This is a genomic window from Roseitalea sp., from assembly GCF_984466335.1.
Genome location: NZ_CFIFWG010000152.1, coordinates 1 through 7,745, shown reverse-complemented (window position 1 = coordinate 7,745; position 7,745 = coordinate 1). Strand labels below are relative to the sequence as shown.

Here is a 7,745-nt window from a genome sequence, read left to right as displayed (position 1 = left end):
GTATCCACGGGACCATCCAAGCCCGTCTTGCGGAACCGACCTGCACCGCCCCCGGCTCAACGCCGCAGCCGTTCGGCAAGGTCAGACCTCAGGCAGGGAAGTGCTCATTGTCGATCGCATCCAGCATGCCGCCGGTGGCCATGATCACCGCCGCGGCCTCGATCCGCTCCAGCGCGCCGGCACGGCCGCGCGCAAGCACGCCCGCGATGCGGCCATCGTCGACGATCAGTTCCTCGGCGAGGCAGCCTTCCAGCACGCGGATGTGCGCGGCCCTGTCGACCGCGTCGACCAGGGCGGCCATGATCGCGCGGCCCGCCATGTCGCCCCTGACGCGCACGATGCGCGCATGGCTGTGGGCGGCCTCGCGGGAAAGGGCCAGCTTGCCTTGAAGATCGCGGTCGAACGGCACGCCGAACGCGAGAAGATCGTGGATCAGGTCCGCCGCCGCGCCGGCCATGGCCGCGACGACGGCCTCGTCGACGAGGCCGGCACCGGCTTCGATCGTATCGGCGACATGGCTGTCGACGGCATCGCCCGGCGCAAGGGCGGCGGCGATACCGGCCTGCGCCCAGGCCGACGATGCGCCGCGGCCGATCGGGGCGGCCGCCACGATGGTGACCGGCAAAGGCGCAAGCTTGAGCGCGCAGAACAGGCCGGCGAGACCGCCGCCGACGATGAGCACTGACGACATCAAAGCAATTCCACCCTATCGTGTTATGGTCTTTTGTTCAGAACCATCGCGAAACATACAGAATTGCGAGCAGGGCAATGGAAGTGATTGTATTCATCATCGATATGCTGTTCCCGTCGCAGGGCGAAACCACGTTGTGGCAAAGGTCCTCGACGCCAGGCACGCTGGAAGCCTCGATAGCCGCCGTAGCGATCACCGGCGCTGCGGCGCTGATCGGATTTGTCCTGCGGGCGATATGGCGCGGCGGCCTGGCATTATTGGACAAACATCGGCGGTTCAAGGCCGCACTGGTGCGGTTGCACAACGATATCGTCATATGGCGCACCGATTTGGCACAAACATTCAAGGAAGACGACATCATCGCCACCGTTCGGATGATCCGGCGCGCCAAAGCCGACCTGCGGCTTTCAACGCCAAGCACGGACAGCCTCGACGAGGCGCGGATGGAGGAGTTCCTGCACTGGCTGCCGGTCGATACGATGCGCCTGGTGCGGACCTTCATCGTCTATTTCGATCTCGTCCAAACCATCGCCGCCGATCTCGACACGGAGGCGTTCGCGGCCATGACGAGAACACGCAAGATCAGCGCTTTCGGACTGCTTTATCACCACGCCTTGTTTTTGGATCAGATTGGCCGAGAGGCGGAGACCAAGCTCAAGCGCTATACCGGGATTCGACCGGGCGACCGCCTGTCGGCCAATATAGGGCGGTTTCTTGACGATGCCGGGCGCACGAGCCGCGCCGTGATCGGGCGCGCGGGCGGGGACGGCGATGAGCCATCGAATCATGACAGCGGCAAGGCCGATCAGCGGCGCCATACCCCATTCAGCATCGCCTTCCGCTATGGAGACCCCCAAGGCGCCTAGTGTGGTGGATTTGCAGTTCGTTACAGTGTTCGCGGCACGCTCCTGAACGCACTTCAAATCCGTAAACCACACTGGAATCAAAGACCTGCTCGTGTCCTGCGAGGGATCAGGCTTCGGGCCTGGCGCGTTTTCAGCGAAAGTGTGTGCGGTTTTCGGACAAGAACATGTTCTCAACCAAAGATTGAGAGCATTGCACGTGAATCGGAGATCACGAGAAAGGCTCCAGAGCGTTCCGTCATGAGATTGAGCCCTTGTGCCGGGCGCCACGGGCCATCTTTCGGCACGGGCCGTCTTTCGGCTACCGCCGCAAATTCACCATGCGCTCCACGGCCAGCCGGGCACGGGCCGCGATCGCCGGATCGACCGTGACCTCCTGCTTCATCTCGCACAGGGCGTCGAGGATCTTGGGCAGCGTGATCCGCTTCATGTGCGGGCACAGGTTGCAAGGCTTGACGAACTGGACTTCGGGCACCTCCGCCTCGACGTTGGAGGCCATCGAGCATTCGGTGACCAGCAGCACCTTGGGCGGACGCCGGTCGCGCACATAGTCGATCATGCCGGCGGTCGAGCCGGTATAGTCGGCCATGGCGACCACGTCGGTCGGGCATTCGGGGTGGGCGATGATCTCGATTTCGGGATCGGCCTGCCTGTAGGCGCGCAGCTCTTCGGCCGTGAACCGTTCATGCACCTCGCAATGGCCCTTCCAGGTCAGGATTTTCACGTCCGTCTGGCTGGCGACGTTCAGGGCGAGATATTCATCGGGTATGCACAGCACCGTGTCGACGCCGAAGCTCTCGACCACCTGCAACGCGTTGGACGAGGTGCAGCAGATGTCGGTCTCGGCCTTCACCTCGGCGGAGGTGTTCACATAGGTGACCACCGGCACGCCCGGATAGCGCTCGCGCAAAAGGCGCACATCGGCGCCGGTGATGCTCTCGGACAGGGAGCAGCCGGCCCTCATGTCCGGGATCAGAACGGTCTTGTCCGGGCTCAGCAGCTTGGACGTCTCGGCCATGAAGTGCACGCCGCACTGGACGATGATCCCGGCATCGACCCTGGCCGCCTCCCTGGCAAGCTGGAGCGAATCGCCGACAATGTCGGCGACGCAGTGGAAAATCTCCGGCGTCTGGTAGTTGTGGGCGAGGATCGCCGCGTTGCGCTCCTTCTTCAGCCGGTTGATCGCCGCCACATAGGGCGCATAGACCGGCCATTCGAACAGGGGAATGTGGTGGCGCACGCGCTCGTACAAATGCGCCGTCTGGCGCTCGACCTCGGCGTTCCATTCGAGCGGCGGTCGATCGATGATGCCAAACCGGTCCGCGGCGCTGCCTCCGGCGCGGCTGTCAGAGGTCTGCATGGTGGCCAAGGCCATCGCTCCTGGTCTCCCGATTGGGGCGCAACCCGCCAACGCCCGTGCCGACGTCTGTAGGCCATATGGGATGCCGAGCGCAATCGCGCCAGCGGAACCTTGTTGACATGCATCCAAATATCATGAATTATTGATATATGAACAAGGCCCAGAGCATCGAAGCGCTTGCCGCCCTGGCGCATGAAACCCGGCTCGACGTGTTTCGCCTGCTGGTCCGGCAGGGCCCGGCGGGCATGGCGGCGGGCGAGATCGGCGCGCATCTGGGCGTGCGGCAGAACACGATGAGCGCCAATCTGGCCGTTCTGACGCGCGCGGGGCTGATCCGGTCCGCACGCGAGGGGCGGTCGATCACCTATTTCGCCCAGTTCGACGGGATGCGCGGGCTGCTCGCGTTCCTGATGGAGGACTGCTGCGGCGGCAATCCGGCGCTGTGCCAGCCGGTCCTCGATGAAATCGCATGTGCCTGCTGAGGAAACGCCTTGACCGACAAGACCTATAACGTTCTGTTCCTGTGCACCGGCAATTCGGCCCGGTCGATCATCGCGGAAGCCATCATGAACCGGGTCGGCCGGGGTCGGTTCAGGGGCTTTTCGGCCGGCTCGCAGCCCAGGGGCGCGGTGCATCCCCACACGCTCGATCTTCTCAAGGCGCTGAACTACAAGACCGATTTCGCGCGCTCGAAGAGCTGGGACGCGTTCGCCGAACCCGGTGCGCCCCAGATGGATTTCGTCTTCACCGTGTGCGATTCGGCCGCGGGGGAAGCCTGCCCCGTCTGGCCGGGCCAGCCGATGAGCGCCCATTGGGGCGTGCCCGATCCGGCGGCCGCCCAGGGCAACGAGGCCGAGCGGCGCCTTGCCTTCGACGACGCGCACCGCATGCTCGAAAGCCGCATCTCGATCTTCGCCAGCCTGCCGATGGCCGGGCTCGACCGGCTGTCGCTGCAAAAGCGGCTCGACGATATCGGCCAGAATTGAGGCCGCCGCCCATGACCGAGGATTCCGGCGCGCCCTGGCGCGATGACCCGTCCATGCCCAACCTAGCCGCCGACCGGCTCGGCGGGATCGACCTGCATGCGATCCACAACGCCGCGCCCTCGCTGCACCGGCCGCGCGTGCTCATGCTCTACGGCTCGCTGCGCGAACGGTCCTATTCGCGCCTTGCGACCCATGAGGCCGCCCGCATCCTGGAACGGCTGGGCGCCGAGGTGCGCGTTTTCGATCCCGCCGGCCTGCCCCTGCCAGACAGCGCGCCGGCCGACCATCCCAAGGTCGCCGAACTGCGCGCGCTGTCGCTGTGGTCGGAGGCGCATGTGTGGTGCTCGCCCGAGCGGCACGGCGCCATGAGCGGCGTCATGAAGACCCAGATCGACTGGCTGCCGCTGTCGCCGATCGGCGGCATCCGGCCGACGCAGGGGCGCACGCTGGCGCTCATGCAGGTCTGCGGCGGCAGCCAGAGCTTCAACGCGGTCAACCAGATGCGCGTCCTGGGACGATGGATGCGCATGATCACCATTCCCAACCAGTCATCGGTCGCCAAGGCCTGGCGGGAATTCGGCGAGGACGGGCGCATGAAGCCGTCCTCCTTCTACAACCGCATCGTCGACGTGATGGAGGAACTGATGAAGTTCACGCTTCTGACGCGGGACCGGTCGGCCTATCTGACCGACCGCTACTCCGAGCGTGTCGAAAGCGTCGAACAGGTGCACGAACGGGTCGGCCTGGGGACGATCTGAGCCCCTCACCGCCCGCCGCGCACCGATATGATGATCGCGCCGGCGACGACCAAAGCGGCGCCGACCATGCTGGCGGTGGCCAGCCCCTGGCCGAACAGGGCAAAATCATAAAGGGCCGCAAAGACCAGCGTGAGGTAGAACAGCGGCACGGCAAAGCTCGCATCGGCCCTGCGCAGCGCCTGGATGAACAGCGCCTGCGCGCTCACCATCGCCACGCCGAGCATGGCGAGCAGGAGCCATTGCGCCGGCGCGGGGCCGATCCAGACCCATGCCGCCGCCGCGCCGGCCAGCACCGTGCCGATCAGATTGTTGACGATCAGGATGCGCAGCGGCGGCTCGGTATCGCTCAGCCGCTTGATGAAGATCGCCTCGGCGCCCAGCAGGAACGCGGCGCCGAGCGCCAGAAGAGCGGCGAGCTGAAACGCCTCGGTGCCGGGCCTGAGCAGAACGAGCGCGCCGCAGACCGAAACCGCCGCCGCCAGCCAGCGCCAGCGGCCGATTCGTTCCCCCAGAAAGACGATCGCCAGCGCCATCGTGACGAGCGGGCTGAGAAAGCTGATCGCCGTGGCGTCGGCCAGCGGGATGCGCGCGGCCGCCGCGAACATCAGCGTCACGCCGAGCCAGCCGCACAGGGACCGGCCCGCATGCAGCGACCACCGGGCACCCGCCAGGGACGGCCGCAGCCACAGCGCCAGAAGCGACAGGGCGATCAGGGCGAAGGCGAACCGCCCCGCGCTGATCTGCAACGGATGCAACGGCGCGCCGCCGGTTCCCAGCCCGAGCATCTTGGCGATCAGCGTCGTCGCCGCGATGAGGGCGCTCGCGAGGACCATGGCGCCAAGGGCGACGGCGCGACGGCCGCGCGCCCGATCGGCGGGGAAAGGCCGGCGCATGTCGGCGTCCGGCAGACGCCGGGCGCGGCGGGACGCTGATCGAGGCGGCGGGGAAGCGGTCGGCATGGCCGCACGCTATGGCAAGGGGTTGGCCCCCGAAAGCCCCCGCCAAGTCAAAAAAGCTTCATCGACGGCGCAGAAAATTTGGTTTGGCCGGACCCGAGGCCGGCCTTATCATTTGCCCCCGGAGGCCATCATGATCGAGAACGAGGCCAAGAAGGCCGATTATCCCTGGCTTATCATCGCGGCGGGCTGTCTGGTCGCAGCGCTCACCTTCGGCCCGCGTTCGGCGATGGGCTTCTTCCAGATCCCGATGCTCGCCGACACCGGCTGGACGCGCACCGATTTCGGGCTCGCCATGGCCATCCAGAACCTGATGTGGGGGCTCGGCCAGCCCTTTTTCGGCGCCGTCGCCGACCGGTTCGGCACATGGCGGGTGCTGGCGCTTTCGGGCCTGATGTATGCGGCCGGCCTGCTCATGATGGCAACGCCCGAATCGCTGTGGTTCCTGCACATGGGCGGGGGCGTGCTGGCGGGCCTTGGCATCGCGGCCGGCTCTTTCGGCATCGTGCTCGCAGCCTTCGCCCGCAACGTGAGCGCCGAGCAGCGCTCGTTCGCCTTCGGCCTGGGAACCGCGGCGGGTTCGGCCGGCATGTTCGTCTTCGCCCCGTTCAGCCAGGCGCTGATCGGCGCGTTCGGCTGGCAGGATTCGCTGCTGATCATGTCGGCCCTGATGCTGCTGATCCCGGTGCTGGCGATCCCTTTGCGGGGCAATTCGGCGTCCGGCCGCACCGGTAGGGCCGAAATCGACCAGTCGATCGGCGCGGCGCTGAAGGAGGCGTTCGGCCATTCGTCCTACCTGCTCCTGATGGCGGGCTTTTTCGTCTGCGGGTTCCAGATCGCCTTCATCACGGCGCACTTTCCGGCCTATATCGCCGATATCGGGATCGATGCCCGCTATGCGGTGATCGGGATCGCGGCGATCGGCTTCTTCAACATCATCGGTTCGCTGGCGGCGGGCATCATCGGGCAGAAATACCCCAAGCCGATCTTCCTCGCGCTGATCTATATCGCCCGTTCGGTCGTGGTGACGGCGTTCCTGCTGCTGCCACAGACAGGCATGTCCGTCGTCATCTTCTCGATCGTCATGGGGCTTTTGTGGCTGTCGACGGTGCCGCCGACCAACGCGCTCGTCGCCATCATGTTCGGCACGAAACATCTGGGCATGCTGGGCGGGATCGTGTTCCTGTCGCACCAGGTCGGCTCGTTCCTGGGCGTGTGGATGGGCGGCGCCCTCTACGACCGGCTCGGCTCCTACGATCCGGTCTGGTGGCTGGGTGTCGCGATCGGCCTTTTCGCCGCTCTGGTGCACTTGCCGATCAAGGAACGCGGCGTGGACCGGCCGCTGGCCGCGCCGACGGCGTGATCAGGCGGCCCGGCGCATCGCCTTGAGCGCGGCGCGCAGGAAGCCGTCGCGGCTTTCGGGCGGGGCCAGGCCGCGCGCCGACCAGATGTCCCGCTCAAGGAAGTATCCGGTCATGCGGAACGCGCCGTCCAGATCCTCGGGCCGGCAGTCGCGACCTTCCCGCGCGGTCAGGAAGGACGGCAGCGGCAGGAGCCTGTCGGCCCAGGGCGCGCCGGTCTGCCGGTTCACCGCCTGGCCGCTTTTCGGCGAGACATAGGCCAGATCGTGCGCGACGCCCGAGCCGGCGCATTGCGACAGGTTGAGGCCGAAGCCCAGCTCGTCGAGCAGGCTGAGTTCGAACCGCACCATGAGCGGGCCGGCCAGCGCCGGCTCGGTCAGGTGATCGGCGAGAATGCAGGCCGCCCGGTAGAGCGCGCCATGCGGGTCGCGCTCGGGCAGCAGCCGCAAATGGCTGCCCAGAAGCTGAATGCCGGCGAGCGCGCACGCGCTCCCCATCAGCGCCGCCGCCCGCAGGTCGACCGGCTCGATCGCATAGGTGCCCATATGCTCGTCGAGCCGCGCGCGCCAGGTGGCCTCGATGCGGTTGCCGGGCTGAAGCACCGGCTGGAGCTTGCGCGAGCGGCCGCCGCGCACCAGCCCCATATGCCGGCCGTGGCCGCGCGTCATCAGTTCGACGATCAGGCTCGTTTCACCGTGCCTGCGCGTGCCGATGATCATGCCCTCGTCGCGCCATTGCATGGGGCGACAATGCGCGCCTAGTCGTGAAAG

General features: G+C 66.5%; 8 protein-coding genes and 1 pseudogene. 5 read left to right on the top strand and 4 right to left on the bottom strand.

The genetic code is table 11. From position 1 onward, the window contains the following. Positions 1-124 precede the first annotated feature (124 nt). Positions 125-691: pseudogene (locus AC5E6L_RS12620) on the bottom strand (FAD-dependent oxidoreductase); the annotation flags it as partial. A gap of 77 nt (positions 692-768) precedes the next feature. Between AC5E6L_RS12620 and AC5E6L_RS12615 the strand changes: the two are divergent. Beyond that, the gene (locus AC5E6L_RS12615; protein WP_491228848.1) at positions 769-1,557 is read left to right on the top strand and encodes a hypothetical protein; all 789 of its coding nucleotides are present in this window, start codon (positions 769-771) and stop codon (positions 1,555-1,557) included. Positions 1,558-1,855: 298 nt separating this feature from the next. Here the strand turns inward: AC5E6L_RS12615 and nadA are convergent, their stop codons facing one another. Then, positions 1,856-2,914 (bottom strand): quinolinate synthase NadA, encoded by a 1,059-nt coding sequence (nadA, locus tag AC5E6L_RS12610; protein WP_491773720.1) that lies wholly within the window; start codon positions 2,912-2,914, stop codon positions 1,856-1,858. A 149-nt stretch (positions 2,915-3,063) separates the two neighbouring features. Here nadA and AC5E6L_RS12605 point away from each other — a divergent pair, with 149 nt between their 5' ends. Genes AC5E6L_RS12605 through arsH form a run of 3 tightly spaced genes read left to right on the top strand, consistent with a single transcriptional unit; the run spans position 3,064 to position 4,658 of the window. Next, positions 3,064-3,396, top strand: a complete 333-nt coding sequence (locus AC5E6L_RS12605; protein ID WP_491229445.1) for an ArsR/SmtB family transcription factor — start codon at positions 3,064-3,066, stop codon at positions 3,394-3,396. A 9-nt stretch (positions 3,397-3,405) separates the two neighbouring features. Beyond that, complete coding sequence (locus AC5E6L_RS12600) at positions 3,406-3,900, top strand: arsenate reductase ArsC (RefSeq protein WP_491773717.1); 495 nt, start codon at positions 3,406-3,408, stop codon at positions 3,898-3,900. 11 nt (positions 3,901-3,911) lie between these two features. Continuing rightward, positions 3,912-4,658, top strand: a complete 747-nt coding sequence (arsH, locus tag AC5E6L_RS12595) for an arsenical resistance protein ArsH (RefSeq protein ID WP_491773715.1) — start codon at positions 3,912-3,914, stop codon at positions 4,656-4,658. 5 nt (positions 4,659-4,663) lie between these two features. Here the strand turns inward: arsH and AC5E6L_RS12590 are convergent, their stop codons facing one another. Then, positions 4,664-5,551 (bottom strand): DMT family transporter, encoded by an 888-nt coding sequence (locus AC5E6L_RS12590; RefSeq protein ID WP_491229448.1) that lies wholly within the window; start codon positions 5,549-5,551, stop codon positions 4,664-4,666. Positions 5,552-5,747: 196 nt separating this feature from the next. Between AC5E6L_RS12590 and AC5E6L_RS12585 the strand changes: the two genes are divergently transcribed. Next, a complete protein-coding gene (locus AC5E6L_RS12585) occupies positions 5,748-6,977 on the top strand; it encodes an MFS transporter (RefSeq protein ID WP_491773713.1) in 1,230 nt (409 codons plus the stop codon). Here AC5E6L_RS12585 and recO read toward each other — a convergent pair whose 3' ends face one another. Beyond that, positions 6,978-7,715 carry a DNA repair protein RecO gene (gene recO / locus AC5E6L_RS12580; protein WP_491229450.1) on the bottom strand — a complete coding sequence of 246 codons (738 nt, stop codon included), beginning with the start codon at positions 7,713-7,715 and terminating at the stop codon, positions 6,978-6,980. Positions 7,716-7,745: the final 30 nt, after the last annotated feature.

What these genes read in the sequence shown, in the direction of transcription:
- AC5E6L_RS12615 (WP_491228848.1), top strand. Translation starts at nt 769, where the DNA reads ATGGAAGTGATTGTATTCATCATCGATATGCTGTTCCCGTCGCAGGGC.
- nadA (WP_491773720.1), bottom strand. Translation starts at nt 2,914, where the DNA reads ATGCAGACCTCTGACAGCCGCGCCGGAGGCAGCGCCGCGGACCGGTTT.
- AC5E6L_RS12605 (WP_491229445.1), top strand. Translation starts at nt 3,064, where the DNA reads ATGAACAAGGCCCAGAGCATCGAAGCGCTTGCCGCCCTGGCGCATGAA.
- arsH (WP_491773715.1), top strand. Translation starts at nt 3,912, where the DNA reads ATGACCGAGGATTCCGGCGCGCCCTGGCGCGATGACCCGTCCATGCCC.
- AC5E6L_RS12590 (WP_491229448.1), bottom strand. Translation starts at nt 5,551, where the DNA reads ATGCGCCGGCCTTTCCCCGCCGATCGGGCGCGCGGCCGTCGCGCCGTC.
- AC5E6L_RS12585 (WP_491773713.1), top strand. Translation starts at nt 5,748, where the DNA reads ATGATCGAGAACGAGGCCAAGAAGGCCGATTATCCCTGGCTTATCATC.
- recO (WP_491229450.1), bottom strand. Translation starts at nt 7,715, where the DNA reads ATGCAATGGCGCGACGAGGGCATGATCATCGGCACGCGCAGGCACGGT.